Raw genomic sequence first — 21,024 nt, forward strand, 5'->3', positions numbered from 1 at the left:
GTGAGCGCTGCGGCAGCAGCATTGCCGAAAAAACATGACGACATTTCACTCGGCCGTGACTGGCCGAATCATCGGCAAAAGGATCGGGATCACATGGCAGGGCTGAATCGACGCGATTTTCTGATTTCATCGGGCGCAGCGCTCGCGGCGGCCGGTATGCCGGCACTGGCGTTCGCCCAGGGCGAGGCTGCCGCACCGAAGCGGGGCGGTACGCTAAACATGCTGATCAATCCGGAGCCACCGGTGCTCGTGTCGATCTTTCAGACAACGGGGCCCGCGCTCGTTGCGAGTTCCAAGGTGCTCGAAGGCCTACTCGCCTACGACTTCAATTTGCAGCCTAAGCCGCAGTTGGCCACGGCATGGACCGTGAGCCCGGACGGCTTGAAATACACCTTCACATTGCGGCAGAACGTCAAATGGCACGACGGGCAGCCGTTTACTTCAGCCGATGTCGCTTTCTCGATTGATTTGCTCAAGACGGTGCATCCGCGTGGCAGGAGTACTTTTGCCAATGTGACGCGTGTGGCCACGCCGGACGCGCGTACGGCGGTGATCGAGCTGGCGAAGCCGGCGCCGTATCTGCTGAAGGCGTTGTCCGCGGGCGAATCGCCGATCGTTCCCAAGCACCTTTACGCATCGGGCGATCCGCTGTCCAATCCGCACAACAATGCACCGATCGGCACCGGGCCGTTCCGCTTCAAATCGTGGACGCGCGGTGCGAATATCGTCTACGAGCGCAATCCGGACTATTGGGACGCGGGCAAACCATATATCGACAGTCTGGTGTTCAAGGTCATTCCCGACGCTGCCGCCCGTTCCGCCGCATTCGAAACAGGCGCGCTGGACCTGGGTGGTGAGAATCCGGTGCCGCTCACCGATCTGCCGCGGCTTACGCAATTGCCGCAACTGGGCGTCGAAACGCGCGGTTATCGCTTTCTGGAACCGCTCGCCGAGATCGACTTCAATCTCGATCACCCGATTCTCAAAGACCTCCGCGTGCGCCAGGCGATCGCCCACGCCATCAATCCACAGGTTGTACAGCGCACCGTGGCATACGGCTATGCCGATCTGTCACCCACGCCGATCACGCCGGGGTCTCCGTATCACGATCCCAAACTCACGCCGTATGCATTCGATATCGGCAACGCGGAGAAATTGCTCGATGCAGCGGGTTATCCGCGCAAGGATGGCGGTGTGCGCTTCGGTTTGACGCACGATTTTCTGCCGTATGGCGACATGTACCGCCGCCAGGCGGACTACGTGAAGTCGGCGCTGGCGAAGGTCGGCATCGACATCACGGTTCGTTCACAGGATTTGCCGGCGTTCCTGAAGCGTGTGTATGCGGATCGTCAGTTCGACTTCACCAGTATCGGCGTCAACACGCTGTTCGATCCGAGCGTGGGGGTTCAGCGCCTCTACTGGTCGAAGAATATCCGCCCGGGTGTGCCGTTTTCGAACGCGCCGCACTACAGCAACCCCGAAGTTGACCGGCTGCTGGAAAGCGCGTCGATCGAAACCGACGAAAGCAAACGCGTCGTGCTGTACCAGCAGTTCCAGCAGATCGTCTATCGCGAGCTGCCGATTCTCAACCTGGTCGCGCCACGCATGGTCACGCTCGCGAACCGTCGCGTTCACAACCATACGGTTTCCGCGCAGGGCCTGGAAGGCAATCTCGCGGATGTCTATCTGAGCGCGTGACAGGAGAGACACGATTAGTCGACGTTTGCGTTTCGCAGCAATTGCACGGCGTACGGCGTGGCAGGCGCTGCCGACGGTGATCGGCATCGTGATCCTGAATTTCTTCCTGCTGAAGCTGATGCCGGGCGACGCCGCCGACGTGCTGGCCGGCGAATCCGGCTCCGCGACGGTGGAGACGATGCAGGTGCTGCGCGCGAAGTTTGGGCTCGATCAGCCGGTGCTGCATCAGTTGTGGTCGTACCTCGCGCATCTCTCGCATTTCAGCCTGGGTTATTCGCCGCGATACGACATGCCGGTGATGCAACTGATCCTGTCGCGCCTGCCGAATACGCTGCTGCTGATGGGTGTCGCGTTGTCGTTCGCGATCGTGGCGGGCGTGGTGCTGGGCGTGGTGATGGCGCATTGGGCCGGCAAGTGGCCCGACCGGGTGCTGTCCGTGCTGGCCTTGCTGTTCTATTCGACACCGGGTTTCTGGATCGGCTTGCTGGCGATCGTGTTGTTCTCGGTGCACCTGGGCTGGCTGCCGAGCGGAGGCAACATTACGCTCGGCGTGCAACTGCACGGCTTCGCCTATTTCGCCGATGCAGCCAGACATGTACTTCTGCCAGCCGCGACGCTGGCGACATTCTTTGTCGCGATCTATGCGCGGCTCACACGGGCTGCGATGCTCGAGGTGCAACGCCAGGACTTCGTGCGCACTGCACAGGCCAAAGGTTTGCATCCATGGCGCGTGACGGTGCGGCATGTGTTGCGCAACGCCCTGATGCCGCTCACGACGATCATCGGGATTCATTTTGGCACGCTGCTGGGCGGCGCTGCTGTGACCGAGACGGTGTTCAGCTGGCCGGGTCTCGGGCGTCTCGCGCTCGACGCTGTGATGGCGCGCGATTTCAGTGTGCTGCTCGGCGTTCTGCTGCTGTCGTCGTTGCTCGTGATCGTCGCCAATGTTCTGGTCGATCTGCTGCAGGCGTGGCTCGATCCGCGTGTGGCGTGACGTGACGGCTTCGACACTCATGCTGACTTTAGAGGGATGAAATGGCTTCCGACTCTTCCAATCTGATTGCCACGCCGCCTGAGCCCACGACGTCGCCGTGGCGGCGTCAACTTGCCGGCACGTTGTTCGGTCAGCGACGTGCCGGCTCATCGCATGCTTCGGAATCGCGCGGCGCGGGTCGAGGTGTATGGCGAGCGCTGTTGCGCAACCCGTCGGCACTTGCCGGGCTTCTATTGCTCGCGGCTTTTATCGCACTGGCAATCAGCGCAGGGCACCTGTTTCCAGGCGATCCGCTCGACATGGTGGCGGCGCCCTTCGAATGGCCGGGCGTCGACCCGCAATACCGGCTCGGCACCGATTCGCTGGGACGCGATGTGGCTGCAGGCATCGCGCATGGCACGCGTGTGTCATTGCTGATCGGTGCGGCATCGGCCGGTATCGGTCTGGTGATCGGCACCCTGGTCGGTGCGATAGGGGGCTTCTTCGGAGGCGTGATCGACGATCTGCTAGTGCGCGTGACCGAACTCTTCCAAACGGTGCCGTCGTTTCTGCTGGTCATCGTGATTGTGGCGATCGGCCGGCCGAGTGTGACGATCATCGCGCTGGCGATCGGCATCGCTTCGTGGCCCACGGTTGCACGGATCGTGCGCGCTGAATTCCGCACGCTGCGCCAATCGGATTTCGTGCTCGCCGCGCGCAGCCAGGGCTTCAGCAACGCGCGCATCATCTTCGGCGAGATTTTGCCGAACGCGTTGCCGCCGGTGATCGTGACCGCATCGGTCATGGTGGCGAGCGCGATTCTGATCGAGTCGTCGTTGTCGTTTCTCGGCATGGGCGATCCGAACGTGGTGAGTTGGGGCGGCATGATCGGCGCCGGCCGCGATTCGCTGCGCACCGCGTGGTATCTGACCGCCGTTCCCGGTGCCGCGATTGTGCTGGCAGTGCTCGCACTGAACCTGCTCGGCGACGGCTTGAACGACGCGCTCAACCCACGCCTGCGCGAACGGGTTTGACGACCCTGCTGACAACGTACAGAGGATGCACCGTGGCAAACCTGCTTGAAGTACGCGACTTGCGCGTCAGTTTCGGCGCGCATGAAGCCGTGCGCGGCCTGAGTTTCGATATCGCGCAAGGCGAGACCCTCGCGTTGGTTGGCGAATCGGGTTGCGGCAAATCGGCGACAGCGCTTTCATTGATGCGTCTCGTGTCCACGCCGGGACGGGTGACGGGGAGCCTGCGTTTCGACGGTCGCGAACTGCTCGATCTGCCGGCGCGCGAGATTCGGGAGATTCGCGGCCGGCAGATTTCGATGATCTTTCAGGAGCCGATGACGTCGCTCAATCCCGTGCTCCCGATCGGCGCGCAGATTGTCGAGACGTTGCGGCAGCATGAGCGTCTGTCCAAAGCCGCGGCATGGAAGCGTGCAATCGAACTGCTGGACCTGGTACAGATTCCCGATCCGCAGCGACGCGTGTTCGACTATCCCCACGAGCTGTCCGGCGGTCAGCGGCAGCGGGTGATGATCGCGATGGCGGTGGCCTGCCGGCCGCGTCTGTTGATCGCCGATGAGCCGACCACGGCGCTCGACGTCACGATTCAGGCGCATATTCTCGAATTGCTCGACGGCTTGCGGCGCGAGTTGTCGATGTCCTTGCTGCTGATCACGCACGACCTCGGCATCGTTGCCAAGCACGCGGATCGCGTGGCGGTCATGCTCGCGGGCGAAAAGGTGGAAGAAGCGCCGGTTGCGCGACTCTTCACGCAACCACAACATCCTTACACGCGTGGTCTGCTTGGCGCGTCGTTGAATCTTGCGGACGATCTGCATTATCGCGGCTGGAAGCTCCCAGAAATTCGCCACGGCATTGGCGAAGACGGCAAGCCGACGTTCGCCGTGGTGCCGCGTACTGCGCGTACCGGGCAGTATGTTGCGGATGCGGATCCCGCGCAGCGTGTTGCGGCGCTCAGCAACGCCCCGTTGCTCGAATTGCGGGACGTGCGGATCGACTATCAGCAGCGTCATGGCAAAACCGTACTGCGTGCCGTCGACGGCGTCTCGCTGCAGATTGCGCGGGGCGAGACGGTTGGGCTTGTCGGCGAATCCGGTTGCGGGAAATCGACGCTGTCCAAAGCGATCCTGCGCCTGGTGCCGACAACGAGCGGCGAAATCCGGTTGCGCGGCACCGATCTCGTGCCGCTGGGCGAACGCGAGGTGAGGCCGCTACGGCGTCATGTGCAGATGGTGTTCCAGGACCCGTATGCGTCGCTTAATCCGCGCCGCACGGTGGCGCAGATTCTCGATACGGTGCTGGTGGTGAACGGCATTGGCAACGCGCAACAGCGCCGCTCGCGCATCGCGACTATGCTCGATCGGGTGGGACTGCCGAGTTCGGCGCTCGGCCGCTTTCCCCATGAATTTTCGGGCGGGCAACGGCAACGCATTGGGATTGCGCGGGCGCTGGTGCTGGAGCCGGATCTGCTGATCTGCGATGAGCCGGTGTCCGCGCTCGACGTGTCGATTCAGGCGCAGATTCTCAATCTGCTGGTCGATCTGAAGCGCGATCTGGGGCTCGCGTATCTGTTCATCTCGCACGACCTCTCGGTGGTGCGCTATATCGCCGATCGCGTGCATGTGATGCAGGCCGGACGGATCGTCGAGAGCGGCCACCATCGCGACATCTGGCGCGCGCCGCAGCATCCGTACACGCGCACGCTGCTTGACGCGATTCCGGGCAAGACTTTCGACGCGCAGGCCGCGTAACCAACAGAGCGCGCACAACAACGCTCAAGCGCTATCAAGCAGGGCGGCTGATGCCGCCCTCGCCATTCCTCAAACCCCTTTCATTCTTTGCCTAAGTACGCCGGCAAGCGAAAGCCGTCATAGAAACGATTGCTGCGAATCGCACGCTGGAAATCAGACGACTGATACGCCTCGACGATGTCCTGCGTCGGACGTGCATTGCGGTTCGACGCCTGCCTTGAACTCGTCAGCGTAAGGGCCGGGTACGAAACCGACACGTAGTTCCTGTGCGGTGCCGCCGCTATCAGCGGCGCAGGCGGGGAACGTAGCGAACGTGCCGGCGGATAGAAACGCCAGCGAGGTCTGCAGGAAATTGCGCCAGTCGAATGTCATGGCTATCCCTGCTGAACGGCCGCGTGAGCGTCGTGGGAAGCCCCATGCCGCGCAATTCGCCCAAAGAACGGATGCCCCGGATCGTTGAAACCCGGTGTTGACGGATGGCCGCTCGTGACGAGCGAGTCGACGAATGCTTCGTCTTCAGACGTCAGGTGGTAACGCAGCGCCGGCAGATAGTCCTGCCATTGCGCTTCAGTACGTGGGCCGCCGATCGTCGAACTGATGTAGCGGCTATTGAGCACCCAGGCGAGCGCGAATTGCCCCGCGGAAAGCCCCCGCGCTTCGGCGTGCTCGCGCACGCGCCGCGCGAGTTCGAGCGATTCGGGACGCCATTCGGTCTGCTGCAGGCGCCGGTCGCTGCGGCCCGCGCGCGTGTCGGAAGCGGGTGTCGCGCCCGGTTCATACTTGCCGGTCAGCACGCCGCGCGCCAGCGGACTATACGAAATGACGCCGAGCCCGTAGCGATGCGCGGCCGTTAGATGCTCAGCTTCGGCCTGGCGATTGGCAATGTTGTAGAGCGGCTGGCTTGCCACTGGCGCATCGAGTCCGAGCGCCTCCGCGGTATGACTGAACTCGGCAATCTTCCACGCGCGATGATTCGACAACCCGTAATAGCGTAGTTTGCCTGCCTGGATCAGATCGTTGAGCGCACGCACAGTCTCTTCGACCGGTGTCTCATGGTCTTCGCGATGAATGTAGAGGAGGTCGATGTAGTCAGTATTCAGGCGTTTCAGGCTCGCGTCGACAGCCCGCACGATATGTTTGCGTGATGCGCCGCGTGCATTGACGTCGTTACTGTCGAGCGAATTGGCGAACTTGGTGGCGAGCACCCAGCGTTCGCGCTGCGCGGCGATGCTGCGACCAACCACGCGCTCGGATTCGCCTTTGCCGTAGGCGTCCGCGGTATCGATCGAATTAACACCTTGTTCGAGAGCCTGATCGATGATGCGCGCCGAGGTCGCTTCGTCGGTCGGGCCGCCGAACATCATCGTGCCGAGCGTGAGCGTCGAGACCTTGATACCGCTGCGGCCGAGTTGTCTGTATTCCATGTGAGTCGGGTTCCGTAAGAATGTGAATCGAAAGAGGCTTAGCGTTGCAGCCACACGTCGGCGAAGCTGGCCGAGAGACCGTCAGGCGAGGTCGTATGGTTGTGCACGGCGCGTGAATAGAGCGTCAGGTACTGCGGCGCCACGAGGTTGACGTCCGGCAGATCGCGTTCGAGAATGCGCTGGATCTGTGAGAACAACTGCTTGCGTTTGGCTTCATCGGTTTCCTCCGCCACCTGCGCGAACAGCTGATCGATCTCCGGATTGCTGTAATGCGAGCCATTGGTAAAGGGCACGCCGCGTCGGAAGTTATTGGTCGTGTATAGACGTGCCACGCCGACCACCGGATCGAACAGATTGCTCATCCCGTTGATGCTGAAATCGAAATCGCGGTCGGTGTAGATGCGCTTCAGATACGCAGGCAGATCCTGGCTGCGTACGGTGACGGCGATGCCCACGCGTGCCAACGCCGATTTCACGTAAGCAGCGGTGCGCGCGGGCAGATCGCCGATTGGCAACGGATCGACCGTCAAGGCGAAGCGTGTGCCGTCGGCCTTGCGCGGATAGCCAGCTTCGTCGAACAACGCGTTGGCGCGCTCCACGTTGAACGGATAGGGCGTAGGCGCCGGATCGTAGTAGGGATTCGACGGAATGATCGGGCTCGCGAGCGGCGTTGCATAACCGTAGTAGATGACCTTGCGGATCACTTCGCGATCCAGCGCCGACGCAATCGCCTGACGCACTTTCGGATTCTTCAGCACCGGGTTGTCGAGATTGAACTCGATGCGCGACACCCCCGCCTGGAACTCGTAGCCGCGTGTCTCGAGCCCGAGCTTCGGATTGCCTTTCAGGCGTTCGAGATCGGACAGCGGTACGGGGGAATCGCCGCTCAGATCCGCGGAGCCGTCTTCGAATGCGACAGTGCGGGCGGCGGGGTCGTTGATCACTTTGACGACAATGCGATCGAGCCAGGGCTTGCCTTTTTCCCAGTAGTCGTCGTTACGCACGTATTCGATGTAGCTGCCACGTACCCATTTGACGAAGCGAAATGGACCGGTGCCGATCGGCGCGTTATTGGCGGGATTGCTCAACACGTCGGTGCCTTCGTAGATGTGCTTTGGCACGATGGGCGTTTCCGACGAGGAAAACGCCTTGATCAGATAGGGTGCCGGCTTCGACAGCGTAATGACGACGGTATAAGGGTCCGGCGTCGCGATGTCGATGACATTGGCGAAGGTGGTCTTCGCACGCGGGTGGACCTGCCTGAGCGTCTGGATTGAATACGCAACGTCGTCGGAGGTGAAGGGCTTACCGTCGTGCCATTTCACGCCGCGGCGCAGATGGAAAACATATTTGCGGCTGTCGTCGCTGACTTCCCACGAGGTGGCGAGCGACGGCTTGGGTTGAAATTTGAAGTCGTATTCGAGCAGCCCCTCGACAACTTTTGGACTGACCTTCAGCACGTTGGTTGCGGTGGTGGCTAGATCGACGAGGGCAGTTGGCTCCGGCGTGACGATGAAGTTAAGCGTGCCGCCGCGGGTCTGCGCCTGTGACGGCAGGCCCGGTAGTGCGATGGCGAGTGTGAGCGCCCAGCCGAGTGCGGCGCTGAACAGGTGTTTGCCGCGGCGGCGTAGCGTCGGCCGCGATGTGACATGTGCCATCGTTGGGTTGTGTGAGAAAAAGAGAGTGGCGCGAAACCGGTTCAGACCGAAGGCGTCAGTGCCTGTCTCCGGCCGAGCGCTGCGCGAAGGGGCGCGGGGTCTACCCATGCATCGAAATCGAAGTCCGATGGAATGAAGCCCCACGTGAAGAGGAAACGTTTGAAATCGGCGAGGGCAGCGAGCGCGTGGGGATCGAGTCCGATCGTCAGTTGCCGATGCAGGCCACCTGGGTACGCGCGCTCAACCCAATGCTCGGCGCTGCGCGTTTCGCGTGCAACGTACTGAGTCACTTCGGTCGCGTGATGGCTGGCCCAGTCGCCGGTGTCCAGCGTACGGGCGAGAACGCGCTCGACCAGATCCGGGCGCTCGCGCAGCAGTTGCGCATCCACGGTCAGCGGGCGCGGTGTGCCGTTATTCGCGTGCAATGTTCGATTGGGCTGGGCGTTGATGTCGACGAGAATCCTTGCATTGAGCAGGTTCGTAATATCGAGTCCCGTCGCCCCTTTGACGAACACGACGTCGGCTTCGCCGCGCAGCAGCGCTTCGGCTTCACGCGCGAATTCGTGCGAACGTTGCGCGTCGAGCCAATCGGCGAGCGGCGCATCGGCGGCAGGTTTGGCGTCTTCGAGGCTGCGCGGCGTGTGCGGCAGATCGATCAGATCGATGTCTTCGAGTTGCACCCCCAGCGCGCCGAGCAGGGACGAGAAGCCGCGCAGCGCGGTCGCGCGATGAAAATCGACCACGCTCGCACGGGTGTTGAGCGGAAATCCGAAGCGGCGTCCGGCAAGCGATTCGGGGCTCGTGTCGAGTTGTTTGTCGAGCGTGATCAGCGCCTGGAATTCATCTACCCAGCTCAGGCCGATCAAGCGGGTGTTGCTGCCCTGGGCGCGTGCCCAAAGCGCGGGAATATTGCCGCCCTGACGGAACGACCACGGCTGCGTGTGAGTGAAATGCGAGCGGCGAATCTGCACGTCGTCGGCATCCTGCAGCGCCTTGACGTCGATTCCATCGGCAGCGAATTCCTCTTCCAGCCAGCCCTTTTGCACGGTGATGCCGAAAGGGGTGGGGGCAGGGCAGCGCGTGTACCAGAGTCGGCTCATACGATCACCTTGTTGTTTTGAGTTCCATCAGTACCGCAGACCGGCTTCGCGCAGCAGTGGCAACACGCGCTCACCAAAGAAATCGAGGTCGGGCTTAAAATCGAAGAAGCTCAACTGCACGCCGTCCACGCCGGCCTGCTGCAAACGCACGATGTAATCGGCGATCTGCTGCGGCGAGCCGACGATCGAGATGTTGCCGCCCACCGCGCGCGCGGCGGCCTGACTGCGCTGTTCCGCATTGCCGCGCCATGCGTGGGCGTCGCTGTCGAAGCGATGAAAACTGCCTTCGTCGCCGTGTGCGACGATCGCGTCGTGATAGGCGCGCGCTTCGGCCGCTGTCTCGCGGCAGATAACCATCGGGTTGATCAGCGTGCGGATCTTGCGGCCGTGTTTGGCCGCCGCGGCCTTGACGCGCGCCGTGTGAGCCGGCAATGCGGCTAGCGCGCCTTCGATCTCGGAGCCGGCCGGGCTCGTGATGAACACGATGTCCGAGTAACGGGCGGCGAAATCGATGCCGGCGTCGGAGCCGGTCGCATTCACGAGTAACGGACGCCCATAACGCGGCTTCGGCGTGACAAACGCCTTGTCCAGCTTCCACGAGGAAAGCTCGGGCGCGAAGCTGAAGTTCTCCGGTTGCGCCCATAGTTGCTGAACGGCGTCGAGAAACTCGGCAGCCAGTTCATAGCGGCGGTCATGTTCGATACGGTGCCAACCGAACATCTCATGTTCGATGGCCCGATGACCGGTGACGACATTGATACCCCAGCGGCCCTTCGAAATGTGATCGAGCGTCGCGGTGAATTTGGCGAAATGCAACGGATGCCACGGACCGTAAAGCACGTGGCTGGTCGCCACCAGAATGATGCGTTCGGTACGCGCGGTCATCGCGGCGAGTGACATGAATGAATCGAGCGCTTCGCCGTTGAATACGCCACCGTAGCCGCCTTTTGGCAACCATTGCGACAACGCGAAGACGAGGTCGAAACCGAATGCCTCGGCTTTTTGCACGAGTGCAAGGTTGTAGTCGAATGACCAGTCGGTGGTGCGAGCAAGTGTCGAAGCGCTCCAGCCGCCCGCTTGAATCGGCAGGAACAGTCCGAGCAGCAGCGGCTGTTCCAATGCGCGCGATACCGGGCTATCCGCGAATGCAGTAGGCGACCGAACCGGAACGAAGGATGAGGCGTCACGCGTCGCTTCGGCGGAAGCCGTCGGCACGGGCGAGGACGCAGCCAGAGTTGAGTGAGTCACAGTGAATCTCAGTTCAACGCGACCGCAGCAGCGGCGCTCGCCGGCGAGCCTTCGATCGCGACCGACTGCGCACCGTCCGGGCCAAGCGGCACATCGCCCACCAGCGTCGTGCGATACAACTGCCGATCGAAGTCGAGATCGAAAATATCCGTAGGGGCGAGGTGAGCCGTCGCGCGGTTGTCCCAGAAGGCGATGCTGCCGGCCTCCCATTTGAAGCGCACGGTGAACTCGGGGCGCGTCACGTGCTCCCAGAGCAGTTCGAGCAGCACCTGGCTTTCGCGCGGCGTCACGCCGACGATCGACTTCAGGAAGCTCGGGCTGACATAGAGCGCCCGCTCACCCGTTTCCGGATGCACTCTGACGAGCGGATGCTCCGTAACGAGAATGCGTTGTTCGACGGCTTTGACGAATGCTTCCGTTCCACTTGCGCCAGCTGGCGGCGTAAAGCGATGCAGCCCGCGCAGGCCATCGACGAACGTGCGCAACGGCGCGGAAAGCTTCTGATACGCGGCCACCAGATTGGTCCACTGCGTATCGCCACCGTACGGAGGAATCGTCACGCCGCGCAGGATCGACGCCCAGGGCGGATTGATCGCGGCCGTCACGTCCGTGTGCCAGCCGGTCCAGGGCCGCTGCAGCGTTTGCCCCTCGAAACGCGTTGCTTTGCGGTACTTGGAGATCGAATAGATTTCCGGATGACCGTCGACATGGCCGAACACGGGATGCCCCAGAGTCAGCTCGCCGAACTGCGCGGAGAAAGCGATGTGCTGCTCGTGCGTCAAAAACTGCTCGCGAAAGAACACGACGCGCCATTTAAGAAGCGCCGCGCGAATGTCCGCGATCTGACGTGCATCCAGTTTCTGCGTGAGATCGACACCGTGAATTTCAGCGCCAATATGCGCGGAAAGCGGGTTGACCTGAATCGACTGTACTTCCTGCAATGCGGCTGCGCTCATGGGAGGCTCCTGGCGAAGAGAACGTGTTGCGTCAATATCCCGCTACGGCGGGCACCTGTTTTGTCTCGGCGGTATAGCGGTTTGCAGGTCGCGGCAGCCCGAGATTCTCGCGTAGCGTGCGGCCGTCGTATTCGGTGCGGAAAAGTCCGCGCCGCTGCAACTCCGGCACCACCAGTTCGGCGAATTCCGTCAACCCGCCCGGCAACCACGGCGACATGATGTTGAAGCCATCGGCGCCTTCTTCTTCGAACCACTGTTGCAACTGGTCCGCGATGCTCTGCGGCGTGCCGACCACCTGCTGATGGCCGCGCGCGCCGGCAATGCGCAGATACAGATCGCGGATCGTCAGGTTTTCGCGCCGCGCGAGATCGAACAGCAGGCGTTGACGGCTCTTGCCACCGTTGGTTTCCGGCAACTCGGGCAGGGGCCCGTCGACGGGATACTGGGAAAGGTCCATGCCGCCCGACATGTTCGATAGCAGCGAAAGACCGACGGTCGGATGAATCAGGTCCTGCAGCGCGGCGAACTTCGCGTCGGCTTCTTCCTGCGTGCGGCCGACAATCGGAAATATGCCCGGCATGATCTTCAGATGATCCGGCGAGCGGCCGTACTTCGCGAGGCGGCCTTTGACGTCGCGATAGAACGACTGCGCTTCGTCGAGCGTCTGATGTGCGACGAAGATCACCTCCGCGGTTTGCGCCGCGAGCTCACGTCCCGCTTCCGATGCGCCGGCCTGCACGACGACTGGCCAACCCTGCGGCGAACGCGCGACGTTCAACGGTCCGCGCACCTTGAAATGCTTGCCTTTGTGACCGAGCACGTGCAATTTGTCCGGGTCGAAATACACGCCGCTTTCCTTGTCGCGGATAAACGCGTCGTCTTCCCAGCTATCCCATAGGCCGGCCACCACATCGTAGAACTCGCGCGCGCGTTCATAGCGGACCGCGTGCTCCGGATGGCGTTCGAAATTGAAATTGAGCGCTTCGGATTCGGTGCTCGATGTGACGAGATTCCAGCCCGAGCGCCCGCCGCTCAGATGATCGAGCGAAGCGAATTTGCGCGCGAGGTTGTACGGTTCGTTGAACGTGGTGGAGACCGTGGCGATCAGGCCGACGTGTTTCGTTACGACCGAAAGCGCGGACAGTAGCGTCAACGGTTCGAAATGATCGGCGCGCGCGGTGCGGGATAGCGAGGGTAAATTCGTGTCGCGTACGCTTACGCTGTCGGCGAAAAATATCGTGTCGAATTTGGCGCGTTCGGCGATCTGCGCCAGTTCCGCGTAGTGTGCAAAGTCGAGTCCGCCACTTGCGAGTGCATCCGGATGCCGCCATGCGGCGATATGGTGGCCTGTCTCCATCAGGAAGGCGCCCAGTTTGATCTGTCGCTTCTGGCGATTTTCACCGCTCATCGTTGTCTCCGCGAAGGGTTTGTGTGTATGGGGGGTACCGCGGGTGTCACCAGGCGAGCCGCCATTCGGTGATCGGGGGATTCGCCACCGGGATGCGCGTGCCGCCGTGTGGCGTATCGTCGTCGTGAGGCTCATGGCGCGCGGCGTCGTGCTCGGCGAAGTCGGCCAGCACTTCGTCGCGCAAACGAATGAAGCGGGGATCGTTACGCTCGCGTGGACGCGGCAGAGCGACATCGACGATCCGTTTGATGCGGCCCGGCCGTGGCGCCATGGTGACGACGCGGTCGCCGAGATAGAGCGCTTCGTCGACGTCGTGCGTGACGAGAATCATCGTGATGCGTTCGTGTTCCCAGATGCGTTGCAACTCGTTTTGCAAGCGGCCACGCGTGAGCGCATCGAGCGCACCGAACGGTTCGTCGAGCAGAAGCACGCGCGGGCGGTTCACGAGGCCGCGTGCGATCGCAACACGCTGCGCCATGCCGCCCGATAGCTGATGGGGATACGCATTCTCGAAGCCGTTCAGGCCGACGAGCGCAATGTGCTGCGCAACCGCATCGCGCTTTTCCCGTGCCGACAGCGGCGCGTTACGCAACGCGGCAAGAATGTTTTGCGACGCCGTGAGCCATGGAAACAGACGGTGATCCTGAAACACGATGCCGCGCTCGAGCGACGTATCGCGCACCTTGTCTCCGGCAACGACGATATCGCCGCTGTAATCGGTGTCCAGTCCCGCGATCAGCCGCAGCAAGGTCGATTTGCCGCAACCGCTCGAACCAAGCACGCTGACGAATTCGCCGGGGCGAACCCGCAGGCTGATGTCGTCGAGCACCGCGAGCGATGTGCCGCCTTGTTGCGTATAGCGCTTGCTGACGTGAAGAATGTCGATGCTGTCGGACAGTGTGGAAGAAGTCATGTGCGGACCTTGATCTGTAATCTGTGTTCAGTGCAAATTCAGCGCATAGCTGGTGAATATCGGCTGCGTGCTTATCGAGCGGCCGCCTGCGAACGGCGCGCAAAGATCACCCGTTCCACTGCGCGCGCCAGCGCGTTCAACGCCCAACCGGTCACGCCGACCACGATCACGCCGAACAGCACCAGATCCATGCGAAACTGCTCGCTGCCGTCGATCAGCGTATTGCCGATCCCGCTGCCTGCCACCAGCAGATATTCCGCGCCAAGCGTGGCGAGCCACGAATAGATCAGCGCAAGATAGAGTCCGGTGAAAATCGACGGCAATGCGGCCGGCAGAATGACAGCGCGGATCAATTGCCAGCGCGAATAGCGAAAAGCGCGCGCGACTTCGATGTAGGCACGCGGCACGGCATGAATGCCGTCACATGTATGCGCGGCAACCGGCAGCAACGCCGCGAGCGAGAGGAACACGACTTTCGCTGCGTCGCCGAGACCGAACCACACAGAAATCAGCGGAATCCATGCAAACAGGGAGATCTGCTTGAACGTGTCGAAGCTCGGGCCAATCATGCGCGTGGCGAGTCGCGAGAAGCCCAGCGCGCTGCCAAGCAGCAGGCCGCCTAGCGTGCCGATCACGAAGCCGCTCGCTTCACGCACGAGCGATGCGGAAAGGGCCTTGAAAAGCGCGCCGCTGACGATTTGCTGCGAGGCAGTGGCCAACACCTGCGCGGGGCTGACCAGCAAGCCGCTCTTGACGACGTGCGCTTCCGAGATCGCCCACCAGATCGCAATGGCGACGATGGGCAGGACGGCGCCGCGCAAGTCGACGCGTGTGAGCAGGGACCGGCGCGCACGCGCCGCGCGCTGGAAGGAGGCGGGCACGTTACTGCCGCAGTCGCAGGAAGCATCGGCCGGCTGTTTCGATCCGGCAGGCCGCTTAAAGAGAGCAAGATTCATCGTGGATACCTCATATGCGATGCGTGGCAGCAATCGGCGCCACTACCATTACTCGCGAAACGCCGATGGTTGACCGCGTCGCAAACGCGCTTCGAGCGCGTCGAGCGAACGATTCATCGCGTAACCGATGGCGCCGACCACGACCACCGAGGCCATCACCAGGTCGAGCTGGAACAGTTGCCGCCCGTAGACGATCAGATAGCCGAGCCCTTCGGACGACGCCACCAGCTCGACGACAACCAGTGCGAGCCACGCTTTGGTGAACGCGAGCCGCACCCCGGTGGCGAGCGTCGGTACTGCAGCAGGCAGGACGAGATAGATGATCCGTTGCCAGCGGTTGTATTCGAAGACGCGTGCGACTTCATCGAGCGATGCGGGTGTCTGGCGAAATCCTTGCAGCGTGCTCAAGGTCACGGGAACAAGCGCGGCATGCGCGATCAGGATGTATTTGAGCGGCTCGCCGACACCGACGAGCAGCAGCAGAAACGGCAGCCAGCCGAGCACCGGAATTTGCACCAACGCATTGAAGCTCGGCAGCACATAGGCTTCGAAGGTACGCGACAGACCGAGCGCCGCGCCGACCACAAAACCGACCAGGGTGCCCGCAACGAAACCGAGCAGCACGCGCTGGAGACTGATGAGCGTGTTACTTGCGAGATCGCCGTTGCGCGCCAACTCGACAAAGGTGTGGAACACCCGCTCGGGCGGCGGCAAAATCTGCGGCGCGATCCAGCCGCGCTCGCAACCGGTCGCCCATAAGGCGAGCAGGACGACTGGCAGTACCCATGGCGCGAGATGCCAGGCGAGGGCACGCAAGCGCGCATTGCGATAGAGCGGCGCGCGCGGCGCCGCGTCAGCGTGGCCGAGCCGTTCGCTATCGACCTGGAGTGCGGTTTCGCTCATTGTGATCGCTCCCGTTTTAGCTGAGCGGCTTGCCGGCAGCGTCGTAGCGCGTCCAGTAGTGGTCGAGTTTTTGTGCGCGAAGCGCGTTGTCGAGATACTTCGTCTCGAACCAGCCGTCGACCTGGACGGGTTGCCGGATCAGTTTGAGTTTCAGGGCACCCGCCGCGACCGCTTTATAACGCGCGACGACGAACGGGTCGATCAGCGGCGAATTGCGATCTTTCAGACTTTGATTAGCGAACTCGGCCTGCCATGAGGAGTAGGGCACGCCGCTTTTCGCCCACAGCTTGAAGAGCGCATCGCGGTTCGCCTCATCCGACGACCATCGCGCGCCCTGGACGAACACGTTGACGACGCGCTGCACGACATCCGGATGCGCGTTATCGAAATCGTCGAGTACCAGCAGATGCGATTGACGCGTGAATTGCGGCCCATCGTTCTGCGACTCATAGACGATTTTCGCGAGGCCCTGGTCGCGCAGTTTGTACAGGTGGTAGTCGTTGACCGACGCGTCGATCCCCTTGGACGCAAGAGCGGCGAGCGAGCTGGCGGTGTCGAGATTGATCACGCGCAGGTCGCGCTCTTCGAGTTGATTGGCGGCGAGCGCGTTGTCGGCGACCAGTTGCAGATTGGTGCCGCGAAAAATGGAGACGCGGCGGCCTTTGAGGTCCTTGATCGAACGCACATCCGAATCCGTGGGCACGGCGATCTTGATGCCGGTACGCACGCCCGAGGCGATCAGGAGGTGAGTCTTCAGGCCATTGGCGCGGGCCAGTACTGCAGGCAGATCGCCCTGAAAGGCGAAGTCGAGTGACTTGTCGGCAATCGCTTCATTCACGGCCGGGCCGGCGCCTTTGAAGAACAGCCATTCGACCTTGATGCCGTCAGCGGCGAATTCTTTTTCGAGCGACTGCTGCAATTGCACCGTCGCCGCGGGTGAACCGCCGAAGGTAGGCGGATCGCCCGTGCCCTGCTGCGCAACGCCGATCCGGATCACGGCGGGTTTGTCAGCATAGGCGTGAACCGCGGCAAGCGACAGGGTCGCCACGGCAACAAGAGATTTCAGCAGACGAAAATAGCGCATGCGGCGATACCGATCAATGGAAGGGAATGGAGTGCAAATGCTCAGGTGGGCAGAGAGCTGGCAATACACGTTAGATTCGCGCGCGCTCGAATCCAACCAATCATTGCTGATAAGAAAATCTGCAGTAGTTCGAACCACGTTGCCTGCAAGGGTCCGTGCGGCACTGGGGCGGTGCAAGTGCGCGATTCCCGATTTGCATAGTTAAATTCGTCGTTTTGCCGGCATGGATTGCATGGCTACCATGCGACGCTTCAGCCATTCATGCGAACGCGAGATCATGTCCACTGTTGCTTTTCCATCTACCGTCGCCGACCCGCACGCGCCGGCCGGTAACACAGCGTCTCCCACGGTTATCCGTAGTGCGCAGGATGTTTCGCGCATCGTCAATGCAGGCGCCGCAAAGGGCAGTAACGCACGTATCGTGATTGCGATCGCCTTGGGTGGCGTCTTTCTCGATGCTTACGATCTGACGTCGCTTGCTTACGGAATCAAGGACATCGCGCGCCAGTTTTCCTTATCACCGGTTCAGGTGGGATTTGTTTCGTCGGCGATCACGTTCGGCGCGATCCTCGGTGCACTGTTCGGTGGGTATCTGACCGATCGCATCGGCCGCTATCGCGTGTTCATGGCCGATATGCTGTTCTTCGTGGTGGCGGCGATCGCAGCCGGTCTTGCGCCGAATGCTTGGGTGCTCGGCGGGGCGCGCTTTCTGATGGGCTTCGGGGTAGGGCTCGATCTGCCGGTGGCGATGGCGTTTCTCGCCGAGTTCTCGCGGGTGGCGGGCAAGGGCAACAAGGCGGCCAGCGTCGCCGCGTGGTGCCCCGCATGGTACGCGGCCACGAGCACCTGCTATCTGCTGATTCTCGGGCTGTACGCGATTCTGCCCGAGCATCAGCTTGGCTGGTTATGGCGTCTGACGCTCGCGTTCGGTGCGGTACCGGCCATCGTGATTATTCTCGTGCGCAGCCGCTATATCAGCGAATCGCCTGTTTGGGCAGCGAATCAGGGCGATCTCGAAGAGGCCGCACGCATTCTGAAGCGCTCGTACGGCGTCGACGCGGTGGTTGAACGCAGCACGACGCCGGTCAAGGCGCCGCGCGCGGCGTCCTGGCGTAACTATGGGGTCCTGTTCAACGCGACTTATCGGCGCCGCACGATTCTTGCCGCGGTGATCGGCAGTGCTTCTTCGTTCGGCTACAACGCGATCATCTTCGGCTTGCCGGTAATCATCACCAGCTTCTTTCATCAGGGGCCGCTGACGACGATCATCGCGGCACTCGCGCTGAACCTGGTATTTGCGTTCGTGGGTGGGTTGATCGGCGTGCGCACCGCGCCGACCGTCGGCGCCTGGAAGATGACCGTGCTCGGGCACTCGCTGCAGTTCGCCTCGCTGATCGGGCTCGCGTTGATCGGCAAACCGGGCAGCGGCGCGCTCGTGGTGGTTGCGATCCTGTTGCTCGGCGGCTATCTGTTCGGGCAAGGTTTCGGACCGGGTTCCCATTCGATGACCTACGCATCGCTGAGCTATCCGACCTCGCTGCGCGGAATCGGCGTGGGTTTCAATCAGACCTTGGTGCGTTCCGCCTCGACGGTTTCGTTGTTCCTATTCCCGGTTCTGGCTGCTGCGTTCGGTACGAAGGTTTTCTGGCTCATCGCGATTGCGCCGCTGACTTCGTTGCTCGTGCTGCTGGCGATCCGTTGGGAGCCGTCGGGTTATGACATCGATGCTGAGGACTACGCGGACCCGCCGACCAAAGCAAACGCGGCGCTGGCGTAGCGTATTCAACGTCCTTCAACGTCCTTCAACAATCACGCGGCGCGCTCGACCAGGCCCGGTCGCAGTTGAGTGAGCGCGCTACATCCCAGCAGGCGCATGGCGATATGCATCTCCTGCATCATCAGGGCCAGCACCTCCTTGACGCCGGCGCCGCCGCGCGACGCGAGACCGTAAAGCGGCGCACGCCCGAGCAATACGCCACGTGCGCCCAGCGAGACGGCTTTCAATGCATCGCTGCCGCGCCGCACGCCGCCGTCGACGAAAACATCGAGACGGTGCCCCACGGCGTCGGCGATTTCCGGCAATAGTTCGAGCGGCGCGAACGTGCTGTCCAATTGGCGTCCGCCGTGGTTCGACAGCACGATCCCATCCGTTCCGCGTGCGAGCGCCAGCAATGCGTCGTCGCGCCCCTGGATGCCTTTTACGATCAGCTTGCCGCTCCAGTGACGCCGGACCCATTCGAGATCCGTCCATCCGAGCGTCAAGTCCATCTGCCGGCTGAGCATGGCGGCGTGACGTGCCAGGTCCGCCCGTTCGCCGACGCTCTGTGCGATGTTCTTCAATTGCGGTGAACCATGGCGCGCCATCTGCCAGCACCAGTGCGGATGGCGGATGCAATCGGCAATGAGCCGCGGCGACAACCGCAAGGGCAGCGTGAAGCCGTTGCGCGTGTCGTGATCGCGTTTGCCGTGGACCGGCACATCGACCGTCAGGACGAGCGTGGAAAAGCCGGCCGCGCTCGCGCGCCGCATCAGGTCCTCGGCAATACCGCGGTCCTGCTGCACATAGAGCTGCATCCACAGGTCGCCGCGCGGCGCGGCGGCGCGCACGTCTTCGAGCAGGGAGGTGGAGGCTGTCGACAGAACGAAGGGCAAGCCCGCTTCGCTCGCGGCGTGGGCGAGCAGTTCGTCGGCACGCGGCCAGAACAGGCCGTTCAGACCGGTTGGCCCGACGATCAACGGCGCGGCCGCCTCCCGTCCGAAAAACTGCGTGGCGCTCGAGCAGCGCGACACGTCGGTCAGCACGCGCGGTTTGAAGAGCCACTGGCGGTAAGCCTCGGCATTGCGGCGCAAGGCGTCGCCGTCCTCGGCGCCGCCGTCGAGATAGTCGAAGGCAAGGCGCGGCAGACGTTTCTGGGCGGCGATCCGGTAATCAGCTACGCATGAAAGCATGAATGCTCCACAGACTTCAAATTTGCTACGGCTGTCCGATTCAATCGCATTACAATCGAGATAACTGCTATTCGATCTTTCGTAACGATCTGTCTTAAGGCCGCGCTATCACCATGTCAGAACACGCCAGAGGCACAGCCCGCAAGATCAAGGCGGCTGAACCGGAGCCGACGCGCTCGTCGCTGTTCGTCGGCTCGACCGCGAAAGCGTTTCAGGTCTTGCATGCGTTCGACGGTCCGAACCGTCACATGACGCTCGTCGATATCGCGAAAACCTCCGGCCTCGACCGCAGCGCTACGCAGCGTCTCGTGCATACGCTGGAAGCGCTCGGTTATCTGTACCGTGTTCCCGACACGCGCAACTACGGCCTCACGACGAAAGTGCTGCAGTTCTCCTACAACTACGTGCGCGCCAACGAGCTCATCGACAAGGCTTCGCCGTATCTGCTCGACATCAGCCGGCGCCTTGGTGAGACCACCAACCTGCTGGAGCTCGACGGTCACGAGATCGTGTTCGTCGCGCGGTTTCCGGGCCAGCATCTGGTGAATATCGACATCGTGGTCGGCGCCCGTTTGCCGGCCATGTTCACCGCCGCCGGCATCGCGATCCTCTCGCGTCTGTCCGACGATCGCGTGCGCGAGATCCTCGCGCAAACGCGCCTCGAACCGCTCACGCACTACACCGAAACCAATCCCGACAAACTGCTCGAGCGAGTGCGCAAAGTCGCCCGGCGCGGCTACGCGGTGATCGAGAACGAAACCGTGCTCGGCGATATTTCCGTTGCCGCGCCGGTGACGGATCACGGTGGCATGGGCGTCGCCGCGATCAATATCTCGGTGCCGACCTCGCGCTGGTCGCGTGAGAAAGTGGAAGCCGAACTCGCGCAACACGTGCAGGTGGCCGCAACGTCGATTTCGAAGTCGCGGCTCACGGGCTATCAGCGCTGAGCCGTCATTAAGTGGTCACTAAGCG

Annotated in this window: 18 protein-coding genes; 6 read left to right on the forward strand and 12 right to left on the reverse strand. The window is 62.3% G+C overall.

The features are described from left to right. Positions 1–93: 93 nt before the first annotated feature. From PQQ86_RS06685 to PQQ86_RS06700, 4 genes are read left to right on the forward strand one after another with little or no spacing between them, the layout of a single operon-like run. Positions 94–1,698, forward strand: a complete 1,605-nt coding sequence (locus PQQ86_RS06685; protein ID WP_408265458.1) for an ABC transporter substrate-binding protein — start codon at positions 94–96, stop codon at positions 1,696–1,698. A gap of 13 nt (positions 1,699–1,711) precedes the next feature. Further along, on the forward strand, positions 1,712–2,692 hold the full coding sequence (locus PQQ86_RS06690; RefSeq protein WP_408270141.1) for an ABC transporter permease: 981 nt from the start codon (positions 1,712–1,714) through the stop codon (positions 2,690–2,692). A gap of 41 nt (positions 2,693–2,733) precedes the next feature. After that, entirely contained in the window at positions 2,734–3,705 is a 972-nt protein-coding gene (locus tag PQQ86_RS06695) for an ABC transporter permease (RefSeq protein ID WP_408265459.1), read from the forward strand. A gap of 32 nt (positions 3,706–3,737) precedes the next feature. After that, complete coding sequence (locus PQQ86_RS06700; RefSeq protein WP_408265460.1) at positions 3,738–5,453, forward strand: ABC transporter ATP-binding protein; 1,716 nt, start codon at positions 3,738–3,740, stop codon at positions 5,451–5,453. A gap of 153 nt (positions 5,454–5,606) precedes the next feature. Here PQQ86_RS06700 and PQQ86_RS06705 read toward each other — a convergent pair whose 3' ends face one another. From PQQ86_RS06705 to PQQ86_RS06755, 11 genes are all read right to left on the reverse strand, one after another. Further along, entirely contained in the window at positions 5,607–5,825 is a 219-nt protein-coding gene (locus PQQ86_RS06705) for a hypothetical protein (protein WP_408265461.1), read from the reverse strand. Positions 5,826–5,827: 2 nt separating this feature from the next. Beyond that, a complete protein-coding gene (locus tag PQQ86_RS06710) occupies positions 5,828–6,877 on the reverse strand; it encodes an aldo/keto reductase (protein WP_408265462.1) in 1,050 nt (349 codons plus the stop codon). Between the two features lie 38 nt (positions 6,878–6,915). Beyond that, positions 6,916–8,535, reverse strand: a complete 1,620-nt coding sequence (locus PQQ86_RS06715) for an ABC transporter substrate-binding protein (RefSeq protein ID WP_408265463.1) — start codon at positions 8,533–8,535, stop codon at positions 6,916–6,918. Between the two features lie 41 nt (positions 8,536–8,576). Continuing rightward, on the reverse strand, positions 8,577–9,635 hold the full coding sequence (locus PQQ86_RS06720; protein WP_408265464.1) for an ABC transporter substrate-binding protein: 1,059 nt from the start codon (positions 9,633–9,635) through the stop codon (positions 8,577–8,579). A 27-nt stretch (positions 9,636–9,662) separates the two neighbouring features. Then, positions 9,663–10,850 carry an LLM class flavin-dependent oxidoreductase gene (locus tag PQQ86_RS06725; protein WP_408270144.1) on the reverse strand — a complete coding sequence of 396 codons (1,188 nt, stop codon included), beginning with the start codon at positions 10,848–10,850 and terminating at the stop codon, positions 9,663–9,665. 41 nt (positions 10,851–10,891) lie between these two features. Next, positions 10,892–11,839, reverse strand: a complete 948-nt coding sequence (locus PQQ86_RS06730) for a TauD/TfdA dioxygenase family protein (protein ID WP_408265465.1) — start codon at positions 11,837–11,839, stop codon at positions 10,892–10,894. Positions 11,840–11,870: 31 nt separating this feature from the next. Next, positions 11,871–13,247 carry an LLM class flavin-dependent oxidoreductase gene (locus tag PQQ86_RS06735; protein WP_408265466.1) on the reverse strand — a complete coding sequence of 459 codons (1,377 nt, stop codon included), beginning with the start codon at positions 13,245–13,247 and terminating at the stop codon, positions 11,871–11,873. 46 nt (positions 13,248–13,293) lie between these two features. Then, complete coding sequence (locus PQQ86_RS06740; protein WP_408265467.1) at positions 13,294–14,160, reverse strand: ABC transporter ATP-binding protein; 867 nt, start codon at positions 14,158–14,160, stop codon at positions 13,294–13,296. Between the two features lie 71 nt (positions 14,161–14,231). Continuing rightward, positions 14,232–15,116: an ABC transporter permease gene (locus PQQ86_RS06745; RefSeq protein ID WP_408265468.1), complete on the reverse strand. Its 885-nt coding sequence runs from the start codon at positions 15,114–15,116 to the stop codon at positions 14,232–14,234. Positions 15,117–15,164: 48 nt separating this feature from the next. Next, complete coding sequence (locus PQQ86_RS06750) at positions 15,165–16,019, reverse strand: ABC transporter permease (RefSeq protein ID WP_408265469.1); 855 nt, start codon at positions 16,017–16,019, stop codon at positions 15,165–15,167. Positions 16,020–16,035: 16 nt separating this feature from the next. Beyond that, entirely contained in the window at positions 16,036–17,103 is a 1,068-nt protein-coding gene (locus PQQ86_RS06755) for an ABC transporter substrate-binding protein (RefSeq protein ID WP_408265470.1), read from the reverse strand. 277 nt (positions 17,104–17,380) lie between these two features. Here PQQ86_RS06755 and PQQ86_RS06760 point away from each other — a divergent pair, with 277 nt between their 5' ends. After that, entirely contained in the window at positions 17,381–18,880 is a 1,500-nt protein-coding gene (locus tag PQQ86_RS06760) for an MFS transporter (protein ID WP_408265471.1), read from the forward strand. 32 nt (positions 18,881–18,912) lie between these two features. Here the strand turns inward: PQQ86_RS06760 and PQQ86_RS06765 are convergent, their stop codons facing one another. Next, positions 18,913–20,052 (reverse strand): alpha-hydroxy acid oxidase, encoded by a 1,140-nt coding sequence (locus PQQ86_RS06765; protein WP_408265472.1) that lies wholly within the window; start codon positions 20,050–20,052, stop codon positions 18,913–18,915. A 113-nt stretch (positions 20,053–20,165) separates the two neighbouring features. On the opposite strand from PQQ86_RS06765, the gene PQQ86_RS06770 reads away from it, so the two are divergent. Further along, positions 20,166–20,999, forward strand: coding sequence for an IclR family transcriptional regulator (locus PQQ86_RS06770; RefSeq protein ID WP_408265473.1), 834 nt, complete (start codon positions 20,166–20,168; stop codon positions 20,997–20,999). Positions 21,000–21,024 lie beyond the last annotated feature (25 nt).

The organism is Paraburkholderia sediminicola (assembly GCF_046026675.1).
GTDB lineage: Bacteria > Pseudomonadota > Gammaproteobacteria > Burkholderiales > Burkholderiaceae > Paraburkholderia > Paraburkholderia sediminicola_F.